This window comes from Streptomyces sp. NPDC001373 (assembly GCF_042895815.1).
GTDB lineage: Bacteria > Actinomycetota > Actinomycetes > Streptomycetales > Streptomycetaceae > Streptomyces.
The window spans coordinates 225,366-248,299 of sequence record NZ_JBIAWQ010000001.1; the positions used below are offsets into that span (position 1 = coordinate 225,366).

At 72.3% G+C, this 22,934-nt stretch carries 19 protein-coding genes; 6 read left to right on the top strand and 13 right to left on the bottom strand.

Annotation, left to right across the window (positions count from 1 at the left end; all coding sequences use genetic code 11):
* Positions 1–35: 35 nt before the first annotated feature.
* Positions 36–662, top strand: coding sequence for a YceI family protein (locus ACFY15_RS01165; protein WP_390824849.1), 627 nt, complete (start codon positions 36–38; stop codon positions 660–662).
* A 20-nt stretch (positions 663–682) separates the two neighbouring features.
* Here the strand turns inward: ACFY15_RS01165 and ACFY15_RS01170 are convergent, their stop codons facing one another.
* From ACFY15_RS01170 to ureA, 6 genes are all read right to left on the bottom strand, one after another.
* A complete protein-coding gene (locus tag ACFY15_RS01170) occupies positions 683–2,035 on the bottom strand; it encodes an LPXTG cell wall anchor domain-containing protein (RefSeq protein WP_390688907.1) in 1,353 nt (450 codons plus the stop codon).
* A gap of 67 nt (positions 2,036–2,102) precedes the next feature.
* Positions 2,103–3,725 (bottom strand): citramalate synthase, encoded by a 1,623-nt coding sequence (gene cimA, locus ACFY15_RS01175; protein ID WP_390688906.1) that lies wholly within the window; start codon positions 3,723–3,725, stop codon positions 2,103–2,105.
* A gap of 331 nt (positions 3,726–4,056) precedes the next feature.
* Complete coding sequence (locus ACFY15_RS01180) at positions 4,057–4,671, bottom strand: TetR/AcrR family transcriptional regulator (protein ID WP_390688905.1); 615 nt, start codon at positions 4,669–4,671, stop codon at positions 4,057–4,059.
* Positions 4,672–4,710: 39 nt separating this feature from the next.
* Positions 4,711–5,766, bottom strand: coding sequence for an agmatine/peptidylarginine deiminase (locus ACFY15_RS01185; protein WP_390824850.1), 1,056 nt, complete (start codon positions 5,764–5,766; stop codon positions 4,711–4,713).
* Positions 5,767–5,784: 18 nt separating this feature from the next.
* Positions 5,785–7,467 (bottom strand): urease subunit alpha, encoded by a 1,683-nt coding sequence (locus ACFY15_RS01190; RefSeq protein WP_390825034.1) that lies wholly within the window; start codon positions 7,465–7,467, stop codon positions 5,785–5,787.
* 56 nt (positions 7,468–7,523) lie between these two features.
* Positions 7,524–8,240, bottom strand: coding sequence for an urease subunit gamma (ureA, locus tag ACFY15_RS01195; protein ID WP_390685492.1), 717 nt, complete (start codon positions 8,238–8,240; stop codon positions 7,524–7,526).
* Between the two features lie 155 nt (positions 8,241–8,395).
* Here ureA and ACFY15_RS01200 point away from each other — a divergent pair, with 155 nt between their 5' ends.
* Positions 8,396–9,838 carry a cytosine permease gene (locus ACFY15_RS01200; RefSeq protein ID WP_390824851.1) on the top strand — a complete coding sequence of 481 codons (1,443 nt, stop codon included), beginning with the start codon at positions 8,396–8,398 and terminating at the stop codon, positions 9,836–9,838.
* Between the two features lie 81 nt (positions 9,839–9,919).
* Here the strand turns inward: ACFY15_RS01200 and ACFY15_RS01205 are convergent, their stop codons facing one another.
* The 5 genes from ACFY15_RS01205 to ACFY15_RS01225 form a co-directional block, all read right to left on the bottom strand.
* Positions 9,920–10,351 (bottom strand): hypothetical protein, encoded by a 432-nt coding sequence (locus ACFY15_RS01205; RefSeq protein WP_390685490.1) that lies wholly within the window; start codon positions 10,349–10,351, stop codon positions 9,920–9,922.
* Between the two features lie 258 nt (positions 10,352–10,609).
* The gene (locus ACFY15_RS01210; RefSeq protein WP_390685489.1) at positions 10,610–11,695 is read right to left on the bottom strand and encodes a branched-chain amino acid aminotransferase; all 1,086 of its coding nucleotides are present in this window, start codon (positions 11,693–11,695) and stop codon (positions 10,610–10,612) included.
* 223 nt (positions 11,696–11,918) lie between these two features.
* A complete protein-coding gene (locus ACFY15_RS01215; RefSeq protein WP_390824852.1) occupies positions 11,919–12,959 on the bottom strand; it encodes a 3-isopropylmalate dehydrogenase in 1,041 nt (346 codons plus the stop codon).
* Positions 12,960–13,042: 83 nt separating this feature from the next.
* Positions 13,043–13,174 (bottom strand): hypothetical protein, encoded by a 132-nt coding sequence (locus tag ACFY15_RS01220; protein ID WP_366451917.1) that lies wholly within the window; start codon positions 13,172–13,174, stop codon positions 13,043–13,045.
* Positions 13,175–13,432: 258 nt separating this feature from the next.
* On the bottom strand, positions 13,433–14,362 hold the full coding sequence (locus ACFY15_RS01225; RefSeq protein WP_390824853.1) for a LysR family transcriptional regulator: 930 nt from the start codon (positions 14,360–14,362) through the stop codon (positions 13,433–13,435).
* Positions 14,363–14,428: 66 nt separating this feature from the next.
* On the opposite strand from ACFY15_RS01225, the gene ACFY15_RS01230 reads away from it, so the two are divergent.
* The 3 genes from ACFY15_RS01230 (at position 14,429) to ACFY15_RS01240 (ending at position 18,771) form a co-directional block, all read left to right on the top strand.
* Entirely contained in the window at positions 14,429–15,442 is a 1,014-nt protein-coding gene (locus tag ACFY15_RS01230; protein WP_390824854.1) for an NADP-dependent oxidoreductase, read from the top strand.
* Between the two features lie 119 nt (positions 15,443–15,561).
* A complete protein-coding gene (locus tag ACFY15_RS01235; RefSeq protein ID WP_390824855.1) occupies positions 15,562–17,592 on the top strand; it encodes a phosphocholine-specific phospholipase C in 2,031 nt (676 codons plus the stop codon).
* A 477-nt stretch (positions 17,593–18,069) separates the two neighbouring features.
* On the top strand, positions 18,070–18,771 hold the full coding sequence (locus ACFY15_RS01240) for a nitroreductase family protein (protein ID WP_390685484.1): 702 nt from the start codon (positions 18,070–18,072) through the stop codon (positions 18,769–18,771).
* Between the two features lie 80 nt (positions 18,772–18,851).
* Here the strand turns inward: ACFY15_RS01240 and pruA are convergent, their stop codons facing one another.
* Positions 18,852–20,483 carry an L-glutamate gamma-semialdehyde dehydrogenase gene (pruA, locus tag ACFY15_RS01245; RefSeq protein WP_390685483.1) on the bottom strand — a complete coding sequence of 544 codons (1,632 nt, stop codon included), beginning with the start codon at positions 20,481–20,483 and terminating at the stop codon, positions 18,852–18,854.
* Between the two features lie 30 nt (positions 20,484–20,513).
* Entirely contained in the window at positions 20,514–21,440 is a 927-nt protein-coding gene (locus ACFY15_RS01250) for a proline dehydrogenase family protein (protein ID WP_390685482.1), read from the bottom strand.
* A 199-nt stretch (positions 21,441–21,639) separates the two neighbouring features.
* On the opposite strand from ACFY15_RS01250, the gene ACFY15_RS01255 reads away from it, so the two are divergent.
* A complete protein-coding gene (locus tag ACFY15_RS01255; protein ID WP_390824856.1) occupies positions 21,640–22,893 on the top strand; it encodes a PucR family transcriptional regulator in 1,254 nt (417 codons plus the stop codon).
* Positions 22,894–22,934: the final 41 nt, after the last annotated feature.

Genomic DNA, 22,934 nt, shown 5'->3' on the forward strand with positions numbered 1-22,934 from the left:
ATTGAACCAAATCGCAGGACTTCCAGGAGGACGTCATGGCTCTCTTCTCCCGCCGCAACCGCACCACCTCCCCCGCCGCCGCCCCGCAGGGCGCGGTCGCCACGCTCGACGTCGACCCGGCGCTCGCCGCACTCACCGGTGACTACGTCATCGACGCCGCCCACAGCAGCATCGGCTTCACCGTGCGCCACGCGATGGTGACCAACGTCCGCGGCGGCTTCGCGCAGCACGAGGGTGCGCTGCACCTGGACGGCGCCGACCCCTCTCGCTCCACCGCCTCCATCGACGTCACCATCGCCTCGGTGAGCACCGGCATCGCCGACCGCGACGCCCACCTGCTGGGCGGCGACTTCTTCGACGCCGAGGCCTTCCCGCTGATGACCTTCCGCTCCACCTCGGCGGCCCGCGTCGGCGGTGACACCTACCGCGTCAGCGGCGACCTGACCATCAAGGACGTCACGCGCCCGCTCTCCATCGACCTGGAGTTCACCGGCTCCGCCACCGACGTGTACGGCAACGAGCGCGTCGGCTTCGAGGGCTCCGCGGAGATCCTGCGCTCCGACTGGGGTCTGACCTGGAACGCCGCGCTGGAGGCCGGCGGCGTGATGATCAGCGACAAGGTGAAGCTGACCTTCGACATCTCGGCGATCAAGCAGGCCTGACCGGCGTCCCCCGGGGGCGGCTACCAGCCGCCCCCGCCGTCGAAGCCCCCGCCCCCGTCGAAGCCGCCCCCGCCGCCGAAGTCGGACGGGTCGAAGTCGGCCCCGGACACGTCCCCTCCCTCGAACCCTCCTCCGCCCGTCCCGCCGCCGAAGTCGGAGGCGTAGGCCGGAGTGGACATCATCGACCCGAGCATGGTGCCCACCAGCAGCCCGGGCAGCATCCCACCCCCGAAGTAGCCGCCCGCCCAGGGCCCGTAGGCCGGGCCGGCGTCGTAGTAGGGGCGCGGCCCGTGCTCGGTGTCCACGGTGCGCACCGCCGGGTCCAGGCCGTCCCGCAGCCGCACGGCGTCCGCCGTGCACACCGGCACCGTCCGCGCCGCCCCGCCGGGCGGGGCCCACTGCGCGTCCTCGGTGCTCGGCCCGTGCCGCGGGTCGAAGAAGCAGGGCGCCCGTCGCTCGGGCAGGGGCTCGCCCCGGCGCCGGGCGTCGAGGCGCGCGAGCGCATAGCGGCCGTCCTCGAGCGCCTGGGTCACCCCCTGGACCTCCTCGGGCCGCTGGACCGAGGCCATGATCTGCTTGGCCCGCTCGTAGGAGTCGAGGCCCTGCTCGTAGTCCCCCCGCATGGCGTCGTCGGCGCCGGGTTCGCCGGGGTGGAAGTCGAGCCGGTCGAGCTCCTCGCCGAAGGCGGTGATGTCCTCGTCGACGACCACGCTCAGCCGCGCGAGCGCCTCCCGCCGGGCCTCTTCCTTCTTCTTCCGGTTGCGCTTGACCAGCAGGTAGCCGCCACCGCCGCCGACCACGGCCACCGCCCCGAGGGCGATCAGGGCCCCGGCCGAGGACCCGCCGCCGGTCGCGCCGCCGCCCCAGGAGGCCGGGGCGTGGCCCTTCATCTGCGGGAGGGCCTGGTCGACGAAGGCGTTCAGCTGGGTCGCGGCGTCCACCGGCCCGCCCGCCTTGACCGCGTCCGTGAGGTTGCGGACGGCGTTGCGGGGCATGACGGCCCGGTCGGCCCCGGCGTCGAAGCCGGCGCCGAGCCGGATGGCGTAGAGCCCGGTGACACCCGTCTCGGTGCGGACGGTGCGCAGCACGCTGTCCGCGGGGAAGGCGGGGGTGGCGGGCAGCACGGCGACGAACAGCGGCTTGCCCGCGGCCCTGATCTTCGTGGCCAGGGCGTCGGCCTGGGCCTGCGACAGCTGCGCGGAGGCGCCGGGATCCACGTAGACCGGGCCCTTCTTGAGCGCCTCCGCGACCGCCGCGGTCCCGCCGTCGGCCGCGACCGCCGCGGGGGCGCCGCCGAGCGCACCCGCGGACAGGGCCAGCAGCAGACCGGACAGCATCGCTCCCACGCGTACGGATATCAGCCTGGTCCTCATGATGACGACGCTACCCGAACCGGCACTTTCCCGTGTGAGCCGGACATAAGCGCCCGGCCCGCAGGGCCTACTCCGCCGGTTCCACACCCGCGTGGAGGAGGCCGTAGGTGTAGGCGTCCTCCAGTGCCTGCCAGGAGGCCGCGATGACGTTCGGGGCGACGCCGACCGTGTTCCACTCGCGGGTGCCGTCCGTGGTGGAGATCAGGACGCGGGTCGTCGACTCCGTGCCGTGCTTGCCCTCCAGGATGCGGACCTTGTAGTCGATCAGCTCGAACTTGGCCAGCTGGGGGTAGAAGCGCTCCAGGGCGACCCTCAGCGCGCGGTCCAGGGCGTTGACGGGACCGTTGCCCTCGGCCGTGGCGACAATGCGCTCGCCCTTGGCCCACAGCTTGACGGTGGCCTCGTTCGCGTGGGTGCCGTCCGGGCGGTCCTCGACGATCGCGCGCCAGGACTCCGTACGGAAGTACCGGCGGGCCCGGCCCTCGGCCTCGGCGCGCAGCAGCAGTTCGAAGGAGGCGTCGGCGGCCTCGTACGTGTAGCCCGCCAGCTCGCGCTCCTTGACCCGCTCGACCACGCGGGCGATCAGCGCCCGGTCCCCGCCGAGGTCGACGCCGAGCTCCCGGCCCTTGAGCTCGATGGAGGCGCGGCCGGCCATGTCGGAGACCAGCATGCGCATGGTGTTGCCGACCCGCTCGGGGTCGATGTGCTGGTACAGGTCCGGGTCGACCTTGATCGCCGAGGCGTGCAGGCCCGCCTTGTGCGCGAAGGCGGAGACGCCGACGTACGGCTGGTGGGTGGAGGGGGTGAGGTTGACGACCTCGGCGATGGCGTGCGAGATGCGCGTCATCTCGGCGAGTGCGCCCTCGGGGAGGACCGTGCGGCCGTACTTGATCTCCAGCGCGGCCACGACCGGGAAGAGGTTGGCGTTGCCGACGCGCTCGCCGTAGCCGTTCGCGGTGCACTGGACGTGCGTGGCGCCCGCGTCGACGGCGGCGAGGGTGTTGGCGACGGCGCAGCCGGTGTCGTCCTGGGCGTGGATGCCCAGGCGGGCGCCGGTGTCGGCGAGGACCGTGGAGACCACCGCGGTGATCTGCGCGGGCAGCATGCCTCCGTTGGTGTCGCAGAGGACGACCACGTCGGCGCCGGCCTCGTGGGCGGTGCGCACGACGGATTTGGCGTACTCGGGGTTCGCGCGGTAGCCGTCGAAGAAGTGCTCGCAGTCGACGAAGACGCGGCGGCCCTGGGCGACCAGGTGGGAGACGGTGTCGCGGACCATCTCCAGGTTCTCGTCCAGGGTGGTGCGCAGGGCGAGCTCGACGTGCCGGTCGTGGGACTTGGCGACGAGGGTGATCACCGGGGCGCCGGACTCCAGGAGGGCGCGGACCTGCGGGTCCTGGGCGGCGGAGCCGCCGGCCCGGCGGGTGGCGCCGAAGGCGACCAGGCGGGCGTTCTTGAAGTCGATCTCGGCCCGGGCGCGGGCGAAGAACTCGGTGTCGCGGGGGTTGGCGCCGGGCCAGCCGCCCTCGATGAAGCCGACCCCGAACTCGTCCAGGTGCCGCGCGATGGTCAGCTTGTCCGCGACCGTGAGGTTGATGCCCTCACGCTGGGCACCGTCGCGCAGGGTGGTGTCGAAGACGTGGAAACCGTCGTCGAGTGCCCCTGCCGGCGCAGTCGCCTCTGTCGTCGTCATGCTGATCTGACTCCTGTCGGATGAGTGGTTCCGGAGACCGGGGATCCACTGCCCCCATCATCGCGCGCTGCCCGTTTCCGGCATGATTTGGGCCGTTAAACGAAAAGACCCCTCGCGGGTGCGAGAGGTCTGCGCGCGGGTCTGGGGCACGGTGCCCGCTGCCGCGAAGGTCTTCCACGGTTCAGCGGTCACAGAGGACCGGCGCGCTGCTGTCCATAATCATGAGCCGAGCAGACACGCTCGCAGTGTGTCACACGCTCCGGCGTTCCTGGACGCCGGTCTCAGCATGCGGGCAACCGCCGTCCGGCAGGCGGCCCGCACCCCTGAACGGCTAGGCGGAGAGGGTCTCGGCGAGGAACTCCCGTACGTGTTCCAGGATGTCCTCGCGCCCTATTCCGGGCAGGCCGACGGCCACCTGGATGCTGAACCCGTCGAGCAGGGCCCGCAGCCGGGCGGCGAAGCGGTCGGGGTCCACCGCGCGGAACTCCCCGCGCGAGATGCCCTCGGCGAGCAGGGCCACCAGGTCGCGGTGCCAGGCGCCCTCGATCGCGGCCTGCCGGTCGCGTTCGCCCGGACCCGCGTTCTGGGAGCGGTTCCAGACCTCCAGCCACAGGGTCCAGTGCGGGTCGCGGGCACCGTCGGGGACGTACAGGTCCACGTAGGCGCGCAGCCGTTCGCCGGCCGGCTCGCGGCGCGAGAGCAGGGACCGGCGCCGGGCGCCGAGCGCCGCCTCGCTCCACTCCAGGGTCTGCAGCAGGAGCTCGTCCTTGCTGCGGAAGTAGTAGAGGAGGTGGCCGCTGCTCATGCCGACCTGCCGGCCGAGGCCGGCCATGGTCAGCCCGTCGAGCCCGCGCTCGGCGATCGTGGCCATGGCGGCGGCGAGTACGTCCTCGCGCGGGGGCGCGTTCTTGCGCGCCGCCCGTACCGGTACTCCGCCCGCCGCCATGGGTCACTCCTTCGTCAGGTCATGGGCGCAGCCGCGGCTTCAGACCTTCGGCTGCTGCTGGGTGATGCAGTGGATACCCCCACCCCCGGCGAAAATCGTACGTGCGTCGACGAGGGTCACGGTCCGCCCGGGGAACAGTCCGCGGAAGATCTCGGCGGCCTCCTCGTCGCGCGGGTCGTCGAAAGCGCACAGCACCACACCCCCGTTGCAGAGGTAGTGGTTGATGTACGAGTAGTCCACCCATGCGCCGTCCTCCTCCAGGACGGTCGGCGCCGGGACCTCGACGACCTGGAGCCGGCGGCCCTGGGCGTCGGTGGAGGCGCGCAGGATGGCGACGATGGTCTTGCAGCGCTCGTGGTCCGGGTGGGCCGGGTCGGGCTGGGTGTGGACCACGACCACGCCGGGGCGGGCGAAGGCGGCGACGATGTCCACGTGACCCTGGGTGCCGTAGGTGCCGTAGTCGCCGGCCAGGCCGTAGGGCAGCCAGATGGCCTTGGTGGTGCCGAGGTGGGCGTGGATCTCCCGCTCGACCTCCTCGCGGGTCCAGTCGGGGTTGCGGCCCTTGCCCAGCTGCACGGTGTCGGTGAGGAGCACGGTGCCCTCGCCGTCGACGTGGATGGCGCCGCCCTCGTTGACGAGGGGGGTGCTGAAGGTGCGGATGCCGACGAGGTCGGAGACATGCCGGGCGATCTTGGAGTCGTGGTCCCAGCGGGCCCACTCCTGGGCGCCCCAGCCGTTGAAGGTCCAGTCGACGGCGGCCAGCTCGCCGGCGTCGCTGGTGACGAAGGTCGGGCCGATGTCGCGCATCCAGGCGTCGTCGAGGTCGCGCTCGACCAGGTCGACGTCGTCGCCGACGACGGCGCGGGCGCTGTCGGCGTCACCCGGGGAGACCACGAGGGTCACCGGCTCGTACGCGCGGACGGCGCGGGCCACGGCGCCCCAGGCCTGGCGGGCCTCCGCGAGCTCCTGCTCGTTGGTGAAGGTCGGGTTGGGGCTGGGCCAGGCCATCCAGGTGCGCTCGTGGGGCGTCCACTCGGCGGGCATCCGGAAACCCTGCTCCGCGGGCTTGGCGGGGTGCGCGGGCTGTGCAGTCATGTGAGGTCCTAACGGGCTTTACAGGAAGTACAGGCGGTTGAGGGAGACCGATTCGGCCGCTTCGGAGCGCAGCGGTTCCCCGTCGAGGGAGACGAGTCCGCTGCGTGCGTCCACGTCGACGGCGCCCACCCGGGAGTTGAGGAGCATGTCCCTGGGGCCGATGCCGCGGGTGCCGCGGACGGCCACCCGGCGCCGGCGGGTGGGCATCTCGTCGGAGCCGAGGGCCGCGGCGGCCGCCGAGACGAAGGCGACGGAGATGTCGGCGGCGGTGGCCCCGTAGGAGCCGAACTGCGGGCCGAGGACCAGCGGTTCGCAGGTGTCGGTGGCGGCGTTGGGGTCGCCGGTGACGCCGTAGGCCGGGAAGCCGGACTTGAGGACGAGCTGGGGTTTGGCGCCGAAGAACGGGGGGCGCCAGAGCACGATGTCGGCGAGCTTGCCGACCTCGATGGAGCCGATCTCGTGGGCCAGGCCGTGGGCGATGGCCGGGTTGATGGTCAGCTTGGCCATGTAACGCAGGACGCGGGCGTTGTCGTCGCCCTCCCCGTCCCCGTCCATCGGACCCAGCTCGGCCTTCATCTTCCCCGCCATGGCGAAGGTCCGGCGGACGGTCTCGCCGGCGCGGCCCATGCCCTGGGCGTCGGAGGAGGTGATCGCGATGGCGCCCAGGTCGTGCAGGACGTCCTCGGCCCCCATGGTCCCGGCGCGGATCCGGTCGCGGGCCATGGCGGCGTCGCCGGGAAGGTCCGGCTTGAGGTCGTGGACGGAGACGATCATGCCGTAGTGCTCGGCGACCGCGTCCCGGCCGAAGGGCAGGGTGGGGTTGGTGGAGGATCCGATCACGTTCGGCACGCCCGCCATCTTCAGGACGTCGGGGACGTGTCCGCCGCCGCAGCCCTCGATGTGGAAGGCGTGGATGGTCCTGCCCTCCAGCACGCGCAGGGTGTCCTCCACCGACAGGCACTCGTTGAGGCCGTCGCTGTGCAGCGCCACCTGGACGTCGTGCTCCTCCGCCACGCGCAGCGCGGTGTCCAGGGCCCGGGTGTGGGCGCCCATGTCCTCGTGCACCTTGAAGCCCGAGGCACCGCCCTCGGCCAGGGCCTCGACGAGGGGCGCGGCGTCCGAGGAGGAGCCGCGGGCGAGGAAGCCGACGTTCACCGGCCAGGCGTCGAAGGCGTTGAAGGCGTGCTTCAGCGCCCACGGGGAGTTGACGCCGACGCCCCAGACGGGGCCGAACTCCTGGCCGATGACCGTGGTGACGCCCGCGGCGAGCGAGGCCTCCATGATCCGCGGGGACAGGAGGTGCACGTGGGTGTCCACGGCTCCGGCGGTGGCGATCAGGCCCTCGCCGGAGACGATGCTCGTCCCGGTGCCGACGACGACGTCGACCCCGTCGAGGGTGTCCGGGTTGCCGGCCCGGCCGATGGCGTGGATCCGGCCCTCGCGGATGCCGATGGACACCTTCCTGATCCCGAGGACGGCGTCGATCACCAGCACGTTGCTGATGACGACGTCGCAGGTCTCGCGGACGGCGGCGCCCTTCAGGTGGAGGCCGTCGCGGGCGGTCTTGCCGAAGCCGGCCAGGAACTCGTCGCCGGGCTTCTGGGCGTCGGACTCCACCCGGACGGTCAGCCCCGAGTCGCCGAGCCGGACCCGGTCGCCCGCGCGGGGGCCGAAGACGGAGGCGTACTCGTGGGGGTCGATGTGCCGGCTGCCGGGGGCGCAGTGGGCACTGTGGTCGGTGTGGGGGGTCTGGCGGCTCACGCCTGGTCTCCTTCCGGGGCGTCTGCCGGGGCGGCCGCGCCCAGGTAGCCGCAGGCGGCGGCGCGGGCGAGGGCCTGCTCCTTGGCGCCGGGGGCGTCGAGCGGGCCGTCGACCAGGCCCGCGAACCCGATCGCGATCCGCGCGCCGCCGATCGGGACCAGGCCCACCTCGCCCTCGCCATGCGGGTCGAAGCGCACCGAGGAGCCGGCCGGGACGCACAGCCGCATGCCGTAGGCCGCCGCGCGGTCGAAGTCGAGGCGGGGGTTCGCCTCGAAGAAGTGGAAGTGGGAGGTCACGCTGACCGGCACGGAGGCGGTGTTGCGCACCCGCAGGTGCACGACCGGCTCCGGCTGGGGGGCACCGGGGCCCGGTACGACCGCGCCCGGGGCGTCCGGGCCGAGCCGGACCGCGCCCCGGATCGGGGAGGAGACCACCGCGAGGCGGGATCCGTCGTCGAAGACGGCCTCCACGTGCACCTCGGTGACCACGTCGGCCACGCCGGGCAGCACGTCGCCGGGGCCGAGGACGCTGCGGGCCTCCTCAATGGCCTCCGCCAGGCGCCTGCCGTCGCGGGCGGCCTCGCAGACCGTGTCGGCGATCAGCGCCGTGGCCTCGGGGACGTTGAGCCGCAGGCCCCGGGCCCGACGGGCCCTGGCCAGTTCCGCGGCGCTGCGCAGCAGCAGCCGGTCGCGCTCCGTAGGGGTCAGCCGCACGCCGATCCACCACCTTTTGAGTCGATGGGTTAGAGCATCACTCTAACTCTTCATTTCCTCGCTGGGAATCATTGACCTGGGGGCAGGGGCTGGTCCACATTGAGTGTCGCTCAAACGAATACGCACCCATCCCGCCGTGCCAAGGGAGTCCCCCCATGCCCATCGAACAGCGCGGAGTCGACACCATCCCGGAGGAGGAGCGGACGAGCGGTCCTCGTGACCTGATGTCGATCCTGCTCGGCTCCAACCTCTGCCTCGGCGTGATCGTCTTCGGCTGGCTCCCCCCGTCCTTCGGACTGGGGCTGGTTCCCTCGGTCACCGCCATCGTGACCGGCACCGTGGCCGGCATCGCCTTCACCGCGCCGCTCGCGCTGGTGTCCCTGCGCACCGCGACCAACCTGTCCACCTCCAGCGGCGCGCAGTTCGGCGTACGGGGGCGGCTGGTGGGCTCGGTGGTGGGCCTGCTGCTCGCGCTGGGCTACACCGCGCTGACCCTGTGGATCGGCGGCGACGTGATGGTGGGCACCCTGGCCCGGCTCACGGGCCTGCCGGACAGCGGCTTCACCCACTCCCTGATGTACGGGGTGCTGGCCGCGTTCACCGTGGTCGGGGCCGTGTTCGGCTACCGGCTGCTGCTGCGCATGAGCAAGGCGCTCTCGATCGTCATGGTGGCCCTGCTGGCCGTCGGCGTGTACGCCTACGCCCCCGGCTTCACCACCGCCGCCCCGCCGGACACCGCGTACCTGCTCGGCTCCTTCTGGCCGACCTGGATCCTCGCCGCCGTCGCCGCCGGACTGAGCGGCCCCGTCGCCTTCATCACCCTGCTCGGCGACTACACGCGCTACATATCCCCCCGCAGGCACAGCTCCCGCACGGTCTACTGGGCCACCTGCGCCGGCCTGCTGTTCGGCCTGCTCGTCCCGCAGCTCTTCGGCACCTACACCGCGCTGGCCGCCCGCGCCGGGGCCGACTACGCCGGGCCCCTCGTGGCCGCCGCGCCCTTCTGGTACCTGGTGCCGCTGCTCTTCGCCGCCGCGGCCGGCTCGGTGGGCAACGCCGGCCTGATGCTCTACTCCATGGGCCTCGACCTGGACGCCATCGTGCCCAGGGCCACCCGGACCAGGGCCACCGTGATCGCCGCGGCCGTCGCCACCGCCTTCGTCTTCTTCGGTTCCTTCGAGTGGAACGTGCAGTCGGCGATGACCTCGTTCGTGCTGCTGCTGACGGCGATCGGCACCCCCTGGGCCGTGATCACCCTCATCGGCTACGTGCGCTGCCACGGCGTGTACGACGCCGACGCGCTCCAGGTGTTCAACCGCCGGGCCCGCGGCGGCGTCTACTGGTACAGCGCCGGATGGAATCTGCGCGCGACGGCGTCCTGGGCGCTGGGCGCGGTGGCGGGCCTGGCCGCCGTGTCGACACCGCTGTACGAGGGCCCGCTGCTGGCCCTCACCGGCGGGGTGGACTGCAGCTTCATCCTGTCGGGTCTGGTCGGCGGCCTGTTCTACACGGCGCTGACGTTCCGGACCGCGACCGCGACGGCGGCCGGGGCGGCGGCCGCACCGGCGGCCGACAGGGTCACCGTGGCCGCCGACTGACGGCCGCGCACGGCGAGGCGGCCCCGGACCGGCCGCCACCCACCACGGACCCCGGGGCACCACGCCCCGGGGTCCGCCGCGTCAGCGGCACTTCAGCGCGTCGGCCGACTGCTGGACCGCCGTGTCGACCGCCTGGATCTGCGGCTGGAGCTGGGTCAGCGCGTCCTTGCCCGTGGTGTCGCCGGGCAGGTTGTCGTAGCTCTTCTTGAGGTTGTCCGTGGCCTCTTGGACGGCCTCCCGCTCGGCCGACTTCATCGTCTGCTTGCTCTCCTTGACGTTCTTCCAGTCGGTCTGGACGGCCTGGACCGCCTTCTGGATCTGGTCCTTGGTGGCCGTCGCCGGATTCAGCGCCTTGAGCGCGGCGTTGTCCGACTTCAGCTGGACCAGGTTGGTGCACAGTTGGGCGGCGGCCTTCGAGGCCTCCTCCTCCGGAGTCGTGTCGTTGCTCGAGCACGCCGAGGCCCCGAGCACGACGGCCGCGCAGAGCAGGCCGGAGGCAACGAACCGCTTCATGGGGATCCGCCTTTCCGCCGGCCCCAGCGGCCGGCGCACGTGAGAACCACCCCGGTGGGGTGCGCCGCACCGCCCGGGCCGGTGCAGGCGCCGGATCGGCGGGCACCGTCAACGTCCCACGCCGGTGCACCCCCCGCACGTCCGCTGCGCCCGTACGGGTAGGACCGCGGACCCGTCGCCCCGCCCGGGCCCGGACATGCGGAACGGGGTCCCGGCCTTCCGGCGGGGACCCCGTTTCGCGGGCGTATCCGGCGTGGACTAGCCGAGCGGGTGCATCCAGCCGTGGGTGTCGGCGCGGTGGCCGGTCTGGAGGTCGAGGAGCGCCTTGCGGAGCTTCATGGTGACCTCGCCGGGCTCGCCGTCGCCCTGGGTCCAGTTGGCGCGCTCGGACTTGACCGAGCCGACGGGGGTGATGACGGCGGCCGTGCCGCAGGCGAACACCTCGGTCAGGGTGCCGTTCTCGTTGTCGCGCTTCCAGTCCTCGGTGGAGATGCGGCCCTCCTCGGCGGTGTAGCCGAGGTCGCGGGCGATGGTGAGGAGGGAGTCGCGGGTGATGCCGGGCAGGAGCGAGCCGGTCAGCTCCGGGGTGACGATGCGGTCGCCGTACACGAAGTACAGGTTCATGCCGCCCATCTCCTCGATCCAGCGGTGCTCGACGGCGTCCAGCCAGACGACCTGGTCGCAGCCGTGCGAGGCAGCCTGGGCCTGGGCGACGAGGGAGGCCGCGTAGTTGCCGCCCGTCTTGGCGGCGCCGGTGCCGCCCTTGGCGGCGCGGACGTACTCCTCCGACAGCCAGACGGAGACGGGCTTGACGCCACCGGGGAAGTAGGCGCCGGCGGGCGAGGCGATGACCATGAAGAGGAACTCGTTGGCCGGGCGGACGCCCAGGCCGACCTCGGACGCGAACATGAACGGCCGCAGGTACAGGGAGGCCTCGCCCGAGTTCGGGACCCAGGCGCTGTCCTGCTTGATCAGGGCGTCGCAGGCCTCGATGAACAGCTCGGTCGGCAGCTCCGGCATGGCCATGCGGCGGGCGGAGGCCTGGAAGCGCTCGGCGTTGGCCTCGGGCCGGAAGCTGGCGACGGTGCCGTCGGGCTGGCGGTAGGCCTTGAGCCCCTCGAAGATCGTCTGCGCGTAGTGCAGGGTCATGTTGGCCGGGTCGATCGACAGCGGCGCGTACGGGACCAGCTCGGCGTCGTGCCAGCCGCGGCCCTCGGTCCACTTGATCGTCACCATGTGATCGGTGAAGTGGCGGCCGAAGCCGGGGCTGGCCAGGATCGCCTCTCGCTCCGCGTCGGACAGCGGGTGCGAGGAGGGCTTGAGCTCGATCGTGGGCGTCGTCATGAGTGCTTGTCCTTCACCGTTGTGTATGGCGGACCGCGCTCATGCGTACCAGGACGTCCGAGCTTCCCCGTTTACCGCGGCCTCGCGTTCGATTATCGCGCGCGCGGGGTCTTCGGTGAAACGGGGTCATGCGGCCCACGGGAGATGGTGGCACCCGGGGCCGCGCAGGAGAAGCCGCCGGGTGATGGTGCGTACCCGGCGGCTTCGTGGTGGAGCTGCCGGGTCAGCCGGCTACTCGCGCGGCGAGGGCGTCGCCGATCGCGTCGGTGGAGCGGAAGGTGCCGTCGCGCTCGGCGAGGTCGGCGGAGACGGCGTCCTCGATGCGCACGGCCTGCTCCTCGTAGCCGAGGTGGCGCAGCAGGAGGGCCACGGACAGGATCGTCGCGGTCGGGTCGGCCTTGCCGGTGCCCGCGATGTCCGGGGCAGAGCCGTGGACGGGCTCGAACATCGAGGGGAAGGCCCCGGTCGGGTTGATGTTCCCGGAGGCGGCGAGGCCGATCCCGCCGGTGACGGCGGCGGCCAGGTCGGTGAGGATGTCACCGAAGAGGTTGTCCGTGACGATGACGTCGAAGCGCTCCGGCTGGGTGACGAAGAAGATCGTCGCGGCGTCGACGTGCAGGTAGTCGGTGGTGACCTCGGGGTAGTCACGGCCGACCTTGTCGAAGATGTTCTTCCACATGTGGCCCGCGTACACGAGGACGTTGTTCTTGTGGACCAGCGTCAGCTTCTTGCGCGGGCGGGAGTTGGCCCGCTCGTACGCGTCGCGGACCACCCGCTCCACACCGTAGGCGGTGTTGACGCTGACCTCGGTGGCAACCTCGGCCGGGGTGCCGGTGCGCAGGCTGCCGCCGTTGCCGGTGTACGGGCCTTCGGTGCCCTCGCGGACCACCACGAAGTCGATCTCCGGACGGCCGGCGAGCGGGGTGGCCGTGTTGGGGAAGAGCTTCGAGGGGCGCAGGTTGATGAAGTGGTCGAAGGCGAAGCGCAGCTTCAGCAGCAGACCGCGCTCCAGGACGCCGGACGGCACCGACGGGTCGCCGATGGCCCCGAGAAGGATGGCGTCGTGGTGCCTGAGCGCCTCGAGCTCAACGTCCGGGAGGGTCTCGCCGGTGCGGTGCCAGCGCTGGGCGCCGAGGTCGTACTCCTTGGTCTCCAGCTTCACCTCCTGGGGCAGGACCGCGGTAAGGACCTTGAGGCCCTGAGCCACGACTTCCTGGCCGATGCCATCACCGGGGATCACTGCGAGATTGATGCTGGTCGACATGTCGGAACCGTACTCCGTGTCCCAGCCCTCAGACATATCCCGTCCACCATGTGGACGAGCTGTGTCCGAGGGCCCGGGCTCGTTCAGTGGCCGGTGGAGCCGCCGTTGTCACGGCGGTCGAGGGCGCGCTGGAGGGCGGCCGCGGCGTTCTTGCGGTCGGCGTCGGCCGGGGAGGTGTGGCGGACACGGCGGGAGGCGGCGGTGCTGGGGGTCATGATCGACTCCTTGAGATCACGGCGTGGCGGGGCCACGGATGAGGGGTTCCTTCAAGGCGCCGGAAGAGGCGGGGAGCCGTGCGCCGCAGGGGTTGCCTGCCAGGGGGCGCGCGCTCACGACCGCCATTCGCTGGATGTGCGAGACGTTCGGCTCCTACCAAGCTAGGGCAGCCGCGGCCGTCTGTCTCCGCAATTACTCGGACTTCCTACTATCTGAGATGCGAATCCCCCGGAAGGCCCCTCCGAGGGGATCCGTTTTCAGACCGATTCTGCCCTGAGTTCCCTGATCAGAGCCCTGACCGCGAGGGTGGAGGCAGATTCCGTCGTGGTGACGTATCCCACCTTCCTCACCGGCCCCTGCGGCCCCAGACCGGCGATCTCGACGGTGTCCCCGGCCTCGCGCAGCGACAGCTCGGGCATGATCGCCATGCCCAGGCCCCGCCCGACCATCGTCAGCACCATGGCGTCGTCCTCCGCCTTGACCGTGGCCGCCGGGATCCAGTCCTGGGCCGCCCACCACGCGCGGGTGTAGGAGCCGCAGTTCTCGTCCCAGTCCAGCAGGGGCAGCGACCTCGGGTCGGGGTGCCCGGCGGGGTGCACCAGCGCGTACGCCTCCCGGGTGAGGACCCCGGTCAGCAGCCCGGGCGGTACGTCCCCGGGCGCGCCCAGGGTGGCGATGCCGAGGTCGGCCCGGCCGGCGGCCACCTCCCCGGCCGTCCCGGCGCCGAGCTCGCGCACCACCCGGACCTCCGGGCGGATCCCGGGGTGCAGGGCGGCCAGCCGCTCCAGGGCGGGCGGCAGCAGGTGCAGGGCCGCGCTCCGGAAGGCCGCGATGCGCAGGTTCCCTTCCAGTCCGCCGCCCGCCGCGTCCGCGGCGGAGGCCGCCCGTCCGGCGGCGCGGGCCTCCGCGCCGAGGACCTCGTACAGCCGCAGGATGCGCCGGCCCAGGGCCACGGCCCGCTCCCCCGCCGGGGTGGGGGAGGCGCCGGAGCGGCCGCGCTCGAAGAGCACCGCGCCGACCTTGCCCTCGCTGCCGCGCACCGAGTGCGAGACGGCCGACTGGCTGATGCCGAGCGCCCCGGCCGCGGCGGAGAACCCGCCCGTATCGGCGACGGCGACCAGCACCCGGAGTTCCTGCGGGGCGAGCTCGGACAAGGGTTCCCACCTCGGTGTATGAGCGGCTTTCATGGATATGCGGCTTCCATGAGGGCAACCCCCTGCCCGGCACGGCGATTCCTTCCTACGGTCGTCGGCATGAACACCGACACCGCCTGCGCCGTGCACCAGATCGCCCGCCCGACCGGATTCCCCGTCGCCTCCGACTTCGCCTACGTCTGCGCCCCGGTCCCCGAACCCGCCCCCGGCACCGCGCTGGTGGAGAACCTGCTCCTCTCCGTGGACCCCTACCACCGCGGCCTGATGGACGGCGGCGAGGGCGGCTTCGAACTCAACTCCCCGCTGGAGGGGCGGGCGGTGGGCCGGGTGCGCGCCTCCCGCGACTCCGGCCTGAAGGAGGGCGACCTGGTCTTCCACCGGGCGGGCTGGCGCACCCACGCCCTGGTCACCCTGGGCGTGGACGGCACCCGCAGACTCCGGGACCACGAGGGCGTCCCGCTGGAGGCGTACCTGTCGATCCTGGGCGGCACCGGCCTGACCGCCTACGCCGCCCTCACCCGGACGGCGGCGCTGCGCGCGGGCGAGGACCTGTTCGTCTCCTCCGCGGCGGGCGGCGTCGGCACCGCCACCGGGCACATCGCCCGGCTGCTCGGCGCCCGACGGATCATCGGCAGCGCGGGCTCGGCGGCGAAGGTCGCCCACCTCACCGGGACCCTCGGCTTCGACGCCGCCTTCGACTACCACGACGGCCCGGTCGGCGAGCAGCTGGCGCAGGCCGCCCCGGGCGGGATCGACGTCTACGTGGACAACGTGGGCGGCGACCACCTGGAGGGCGCGATCGGCTCCCTGCGCGAGTACGGCCGGATCGCCTGGGTCGGCGCGATCTCGATGTACAACGGCGACCGCTCCCCGGCCGCGCCCCGCAACCTCTTCGAGGTGGTGCACAAATCCCTGCGCCTGGAAGGCGTATTGGTTCGAAACCACACCAATCTCCAGGACGAGCTGGAGGATTTCGTGGTCCCGCATCTGCGCAGCGGCCAGGTGGGCACGGACACCACCGTTGTGCAGGGGTTCGACCACACGGTGGAGGCCTTCCTGGGCATGCTGCACGGGGACTACCTGGGCAAGACGCTGGTGCGCGCAGCCGGTTGATCCCGGCCACCCGGATGTTCACCGTTTTCTTACCGCACGGATGTAGACCTTTGCGGCGGCCGCCGCCACGCTTGCCGACGATGTGCCGCCGGGGCACCCAAGTTGGAGGCGAGCAGCCAGTGACACCCATCAGCCGCAGGGGTTTCGTGGGAATCGGCGCCGGGCTCGTGGCGGGAGCGGCCCTGCCCGCCGCCCTGCCCGCGTCGGCGGCCGCGGCCACCGCGACCGGCACGATCAGCGATGTGAAGCACGTGGTGATCCTGATGCAGGAGAACCGCAGCTTCGACCACTACTTCGGCAAGCTGAAGGGCGTACGCGGCTTCGGCGACCGCGCCTGCGGCAACATCCCGGGCGGCTGGGGCACCTTCAACCAGCCCAACTGGGGCGGCCGCCAGTACCCGTGGAAGCTCTCCGCCACCCCGGCGGCGGGCGGGGCCGACAGCGAGACCCTGGCCCAGTGCACCGGCGACCTCCCGCACAGCTGGACCTCGCAGCACGCGGCCTGGAACAGCGGCCGGATGGACAACTGGGTGCTCGGCGTCGGCAAGACGCACACCCTGGGCCACCTGGACCGGGGCGACATCCCCTTCCACTACGGGCTCGCGGACAACTACACGCTCTGCGACGCCTACTTCTGCTCCACCCTCAGCGCCACCGGCCCCAACCGCACCTTCCTGTGGAGCGGCAAGGTCGACGCGGGCAGCAAGGACGGCGGCGAGGAGTCCGGGCTGACCTGGGAGACGTACGCGGAGGCCCTCCAGCGGGCCGGGATGACCTGGAAGGTCTACCAGAACGCCCAGGACAACTACGGGGACAACGGCCTGGCCTACTTCAAGAAGTTCACGGACGCCGCCCCCGGGAACCCGCTGTGGGACCGCGGCATGGCCTCCGTCCCCAAGGTCACCGGCTCCACCCCCGACGACATCGCCGCCGCGATCCGCGCGGACGTGGTCGCCGGAACCCTGCCCCAGGTGTCGTGGGTGGTGGCGAGCGAGGCCTTCTCGGAGCACCCGTACGCCCCGCCCGGCGACGGCGCGCACTTCGTGGACCTGGTCTACCGTGCGCTGGCCGCGAACCCGGAGGTCTTCGACTCGACCGTCCTCTTCCTCAACTACGACGAGAACGACGGCTTCTTCGACCACGTCGCGCCGCCGGTCGCCCCGCCCGGCACCCCCGACGAGTACATCGACGGCGTGCCGATCGGCCTGGGCTTCCGCGTGCCCATGCTGGTGATGTCCCCCTGGACCCGGGGCGGCTGGGTCAGCTCGGAGGTCTTCGACCACACCTCCGTCCTGCGCTTCATGGAGACCTGGACGACGGCCCTGGGCACCCCCGCCCTCTGCCCCAACATCAGCGCCTGGCGGCGCAAGGTGGTGGGCGACCTGACGGGCGTCTTCGACTTCGCGCACCCCGTGTACGGGGTCCCGGCGGGTCTCCCCTCCACGGCGAAGGTCATAGGCCAGTCCACCTGCGGCCCCCTCCCCAATCCGGTGCCGCAGGACAACGCCCTGCCGGTCCAGGAGGCCGGGACGCGCCCGGCCCGCGCCCTCCCGTACCAGGTCAACGGCAACCTGGACCGCTTCGAGTTCGGGCCCGCCGGAAAGATCCTGGCCTGGTTCTCGATGACCAACCAGGGCCCCCAGGCCCGGCAGGCCGCCCACTTCTCGATCCACCCGCACCAGTACCGGGACACGGCCGCCTGGCAGTACACGGTGGACCCGGGGGCCACCTCCAGCGACTGGTTCTCCATCGGTCTGGGCGCCGGCTCGGGCAAGTACGACATCTCGATGTACGGCCCGAACCGCTTCCTGCGCCGCTTCATCGGCGACGCGACCAAGCCCGGCAAGTCCCTGGAGGTCGCGGCCCGCTACGCGGTGGAGTCCGGCACCGGCAAGATGGCGATCTGGTTCAAGATGACCAACGCCTCGGCCTCCCCGGTCACCTTCACGATCCGCTCGAACGCCTACCGCTCCGACGGCCCCTGGACGTACACGGTCCCGGCGAACTCCTCGCGCGAGGACTTCTTCAACGCGGTGGCCTACAGCAAGGGCTGGTACGACTTCACGATCCTGGCCGACTCCGACGGCACCTGGTCCCGCCGCTACACCGGCCACATCGAAACGGGCGCGGCGAGCATCACGGGCAGCTGACCGCCGCCGGGGCGTGGGGGGTCCCGGCTCCCGACCCGGCGGCGGCGCGCCGGGGCACCGCTGCGGGAAAGGCCGGAAACGCACGGGGGCTCCTCCCCCGCACGGCTCCGCAGGGCCTCTCCAGGACCGCGGCGCCCGGGGCCGCCGCGCGGTCTCCGCGGGGGCCCGGGCCCGGCCGGCCGCACGGGCCGGTCCGGCTCCCGCCCGCCGTCGCCCCGCAGGTCGACGACGGTCCGCGTCCCGCGGCCGGCCGGGACGGGCCGGCCCCGGGCGGTGCGCCCGCCGAGGCCGCCGGAACGGACCGGCGCGGCCCACGGGAGCTTCCCGGCCCACCGGAGCCGCGCCCGCGGGACCGGGCCCCCCTTCCGGGAATCGACCGACGTTCGCCACGGCCATACCGCCCGTTCCGCGGCACAACGGACATTGATTCCTGCCGCGACCCTGGCCTCAGGGGTTCCACCGCGTGAAGATCTGCGCATGTCGCCTGAGACCCAGCAGTGGACCCCCACCCATGGCCAGCCCTACCGGCCCGTCGCCTACCGTCCCGAGCGCATGCCCAGCGCCGAAACCCTGACCCGCGCGGCGGAGCTGCGGGCCCGGATGGACGAGCGGCGCACCGTGCGCCACTTCTCCCCCGACCCCGTCCCCGAACAGGCCGTCCGCGACGCCATCGCCTGCGCCGCCACCGCCCCGTCGGGGGCGCACCAGCAGCCGTGGACCTTCGTCCTGGTCAAGGATCCGGCCATCCGCCGGCAGATCCGCGCCGCGGCCGAGCAGGAGGAGCAGATCTCCTACGACGGCCGCCTGGGCGACGAATGGCTGGCGGCCCTGCGCCCCATAGGCACCGACGCGGTCAAGACCCACCTGACCGACGCACCCGCCCTGATCGTGGTCTTCCAGCAGCGCTACTGGCTCGGCCCGGACGGCGACAGGCGCAAGCACTACTACGTGGACGAGTCGGTCGGCATCGCGGTCGGCATGCTCCTGTCGGCCCTCCACCTCTCGGGCCTGGCCGCCCTCATCCACACCCCGAGCCCCATGCGCTTCCTGAGCCACGTCCTCCACCGCCCGGAGAACGAGAAGGCCTTCGCGGTGATCCCGGTGGGCTACCCGGCGCAGGACTGCGAGGTCCCGGATCTGGTCCGCAAGTCCCTGGACCAGGTCCTGGTGGAGGTCTGAGCGTCCGCCCCCGCCAAGGGGACCGCCCCCGCTCCGGACTTGGGGGTACCGGAGCGGGGGCGGGGTTCGGCTGGGGGCGGTCAGCCCATGTGGGGGTAGCCGTACTCGGTCGGCGGGACCAGGGTCTCCTTGATGGAGCGCGTCGAGGTCCAGCGGAGCAGGTTGGACGCCGCGCCCGCCTTGTCGTTGGTGCCCGAGGCGCGGCCGCCGCCGAAGGGCTGCTGGCCGACGACGGCGCCGGTCGACTTGTCGTTGATGTAGAAGTTGCCCGCCGCGAAGCGGAGCTTCTCCATCGTGTCGGCCGCCGCGTAGCGGTCCTGGGCGATGACGGCGCCGGTCAGGGCGTACGCCGAGACGTTCTCCATCTGGGCCAGCATCGCGTCGTAGTCGGCGTCGTCGTAGACGTGGACCGCGAGGATCGGACCGAAGTACTCGGTCGTGAAGACCTCGTTCTCCGGGTCGGTGCACTCGATGACGGTCGGGCGGACGAAGTAGCCCTCCGAGTCGTCGTACGTGCCGCCCGCGATGATCGTGCAGGTCGGGTCGGCCTTCGCACGGTCGATCGCGGCCTTGTTCTTCGCGAAGGAGCGCTCGTCGATGACCGCGCCGATGAAGTTCGACAGGTCGCGGACGTCACCCATGGTGATGCCGTCGACCTCGGCCGCGAACTGCTCCTTGAAGCCGTCGTTCCAGATGGAGGCAGGGATGTAGGCGCGCGAGGAGGCCGAGCACTTCTGGCCCTGGAACTCGAAGGAGCCGCGGGTCAGGGCGGTCTTCAGGATCGCGCGGTCCGCGGACGGGTGCGCGACGACGAAGTCCTTGCCGCCCGTCTCGCCGACCAGGCGGGGGTACGAGCGGTACTTCTCGATGTTGTTGCCGACCGTCTTCCACAGGTACTGGAAGGTCTTGGTCGAGCCGGTGAAGTGGATGCCGGCCAGCTCGGGGTGGTTCAGGGCCACCTCGGAGACGGCGATGCCGTCACCGGTCACCAGGTTGATGACGCCCTTGGGCAGGCCGGCCGCCTCCAGGAGCTCCATGAGGAGGACCGCGGAGTGGGTCTGCGTGGGGGACGGCTTCCACACGACCACGTTGCCCATCAGGGCCGGGGCGGTCGGCAGGTTGCCGGCGATGGCCGTGAAGTTGAACGGGGTGATCGCGTAGACGAAGCCCTCGAGCGGACGGTGGTCGCTGCGGTTCCACACGCCGGCGGAGTTCGCGGCGGGCTGCTCGGCCAGGATCTGGCGGGCGAAGTGGACGTTGAAGCGCCAGAAGTCGACGAGCTCGCACGGGGTGTCGATCTCGGCCTGCTGCGCGGTCTTCGACTGGCCCAGCATGGTCGAGGCGGCCAGCTTCTCGCGCCACGGGCCGGCCAGCAGCTCGGCGGCGCGCAGGATGATCGCGGCGCGGTCGTCGAAGGACATCGCGCGCCAGGCCGGGGCGGCGGCCAGGGCGGCGTCGACGGCCTCCTGGGCGTCGGCCTGCGTGGCGTTGGCGTACGTACCGATGACCGACTTGTGGTCGTGCGGCTGGACGACGTCGAAGCGCTCGCCGCCACCCATCCGCTTGACGCCGTTGATCGTCATCGGGAGGTCGATCGGGTTCTCGGACAGCTGCTTGAGCTGGATCTCGAGGCGCGCGCGCTCCGCGCTGCCCGGGGCGTACGAGTGGACCGGCTCGTTGACCGGCGCGGGGACCTGGGTCACAGCATCCATGGGGCGATAACTCCTTGACCTGGTTCTTGGCTAGTTCTTGGTGATCATCGAGCGGAGGAAGAACAGCAGGTTGGCCGGCTTCTCCGCGAGGCGGCGCATGAAGTAGCCGTACCAGTCCGTGCCATAGGCCGTGTAGACCCTCATTCGATGACCCTCGGAGGCGAGCCGCAGGTGCTCCTCGCTGCGGATGCCGTAGAGCATCTGGAACTCGTACTCGTCCAGCTTGCGCCCCGCCTGCCGGGCGAGCTCCTGCGCGATGGAGATCAGGCGCGGGTCGTGCGACCCGATCATCGGGTAGCCGTCGCCCTCCATGAGGATCCGCATGATCCGGACGTAGGCCTTGTCGATCTCGGCCTTGTCCTGGTACGCGACCTCGGCGGGTTCCTTGTAGGCGCCCTTCACGATCCGGACGCGGCTGCCGGCGGCGGCCAGGCGGCGGGCGTCGGCCTCGGTGCGGAAGAGGTAGGCCTGGATCACGCAGCCGGTCTGCGGGAAGTCCCGGCGCAGCTCCTCGTGGATGGCGAACATCGAGTCGAGGGTGGTGTGGTCCTCGGCGTCGAGGGTCACGGTGGTGCCGATGGCCGCGGCGGCCTCGACGACCGGGCGGACGTTGGCGAGGGCGAGCTCGTGGCCGCCCTCCAGCGCCTGGCCGAACATCGACAGCTTGACGGACATCTCGACGGCCTCGCCGAGCCCCAGCTCCTTGAGGCGCTCGATGAGCTCCAGGTAGGCGTCCCGGGCGGCGTACGACTGCTCCACGGCGGTGATGTCCTCACCGACGACGTCGAGGGTGACCTCCAGGCCCTTGCGGGTGAGCTCCTCGACGATCGGGATGACCTGGTCGACCGTCTCACCCGGGATGAACCGGTTGACCACCGGCTTGGTCACCGGGGCGGCAGAGACGATTCGGCGCATCTTGTCGCTGCGCGAAGCGGCGAGGATCGCGGGACCCAGCACGGGGCACCTCCAACGGGTGGCAGAAGCGGACGTACGGCCACCGCGGGGGTGTGCTGCGACCGTAGGGAAAACGCAAGTGAAACCACCGTGAAACCTATGGATCTCCACGATCCTCTGCCATCGACAGCTGTCACGCATCCGTGTCCGCGAACTCATACATCTGTCTGAAGAGCCGCGGCGGGGGTGGGAGAATGTGCCCGTGAAGGGCGATTACCAGGACCTGGTGGACGAGATCTCGGCGCTGCTCGGCGCCCCGGCGACGCTGGAGAACCGGGACTTCCGCCTGATCGCCTTCGGTGCGCACGACAGCGAGGACGACCTGGCGATGGACCCCGTGCGCACCCGCTCGATCCTGACCCGGCAGTCCACGGCGGCCGTGCGGTCCTGGTTCGAGGGCTTCGGCATCGCCCGCGCCACCGGTCCGGTACGGATCCCGGCGGCGCCGGACGCCGGGGTCTTCCGAGGGCGGATCTGCCTTCCGGTGCGGTACCGGGGCATCGTCCAGGGCTACGTGTGGCTGCTCGACCGGGACCCGGGGCCGGCGTCGGAGGCCCTGGAGGCGGCCATGGAGGTGGCCCAGCGGATCGGGGTGCTGCTGGCCGAGGAGGCCAAGGCGGGCGCCGACCTCTCGCGGGAGTTTCTCGCGGTGCTCACCGCCGGCCGGGGCTGGCAGCAGGACATGGCCGTGGCCTCGCTGCGGCTGGCCCTCGGGGCCGGGGCCGAGGGGCTGCACGCGGCCGTGTGCGTGGCCCCGTGGTCCGGGGAGGCGCCCTCGTCGGTGCCGGGGGCGGCGGCGGTGTGCGTGGTACCGGCCGACGCGGCGGGGATGACGGGCCCCGACCGGCTGGCGGTCCTCCTGCGGCTGCGCTCGACGGAAGCCCTGGCCCCGGCCCTGACGGCCCTGGGCCGGCTCCTCCCGCGGACCACGGGGGCGGCCCGGCCCGCAGGGGCGGCCCGGCCCGCAGGGGCGGCCGGGGCCGCCGCGTCCGAGGCCGTCGGGGCCGCCGGGGCGGGCTCCGGGGCCGGTGCGGCGCCCGGGGTGACCGCCGGGGTGTCGGATCCCGTGCGCGGGCTCGGCGAGGTGCCCGCCGCCTGGGGGCAGGCCGTCGCCGCGGCGCGGGCGGCCGCCGCACAGCCGCAGCTGGGGCCGCTGGCCCAGTGGGCGGGGATCGGGCCCTACCGGATGCTGGCCGCCCTGGCCGCCGGGCCCGTGGACGACCCCGCGACGCGGGCCCTGCTGAGCCCGGCCCACCGGGAACTGGCCCGCACCGCGGAGGTGTTCCTCGACTGCGCCGGGCAGGCCGGGCGGGCGGCGGCGGTGCTGGGCGTGCACCGCCAGACCCTGTACTACCGGCTGGGCCGGGTGGAACAGCTGACCGGGCTCGACCTGGACGCGGGCGAGGACCGGCTGCTCCTCCACATGGCCCTCAAGGCCGCCCGGCTGAACGGCTGAACGGCCGGACGGCGCCGCGCCCACAGGCCGGGGAGGCGGTG